This is a genomic window from Ruegeria sp. R8_1 (genome assembly GCF_017743815.1).
Classification (GTDB): Bacteria; Pseudomonadota; Alphaproteobacteria; order Rhodobacterales; family Rhodobacteraceae; genus Ruegeria; species Ruegeria lacuscaerulensis_A.
Map to the genome: position 1 here is coordinate 1 of NZ_JAGHRL010000027.1, position 648 is coordinate 648.

At 49.2% G+C, this 648-nt stretch carries 1 protein-coding gene; it reads right to left on the reverse strand.

Going from position 1 to position 648, the window contains the following annotated elements; genetic code table 11:
- Window positions 1–577 (reverse strand): hypothetical protein (locus tag J7380_RS20280; protein WP_247742677.1); only part of this gene is annotated, 577 nt, incomplete at its 3' end.
- Window positions 578–648: the final 71 nt, after the last annotated feature.

Sequence of the window (648 nt, forward strand, 5' to 3'; positions counted from 1 at the left end):
GAATAGCTGTCCAGGCACTGTCAGGTAAGCCCTCGATACAATCAAGTACCGGACGACAGTTGTTGCTGTTAGTCACGCTGATTGAAAAGTCCCATTGCTTCTGTTCAAACCACTCAACAACCTCTTTTCTGTAGTAGGCATTATCCATGCGAGCCCAAACAGGTATTCCTTGTTCGATGAGTGGGGCAACATCGTTTTCCAGCTGCTCTTGCCAGCCAATACAAACGTCACTGGCTCCGGGATTCAGGCGACCGCTGACCCATAAGTGCCCAATAAAAATATTGTGAAGCCAATACTGCCTGTTGCCGCTGTAGCCAACGTCAGCCTGTTCAAAATGTCGCCCTGACACTTCGATTTCTGTGCCATCAAGAAATACTGGTAGGTAGCCTTTTTGTTCAACGAAGTGTGATATCACATCGGGTGCTATCTGCTGGCAAAGGCTATGGGCAACGGAATATAAGGCTTTCACGGCCTCCGCATTGAAAAGAGTCAGGTACTCTCCCATACGTTTGGAGGAGCGTACATCATCAAGGCCGAGGAGGCTGACTGTTGGTGTGTCTGCACGCAGAGCGTCCATGTCAGTCAGCTTCCCATTCCCGGCACAGAAGTTGTGAATCAATCCAAGAAGGGAATCTTTGTCATCGCAAC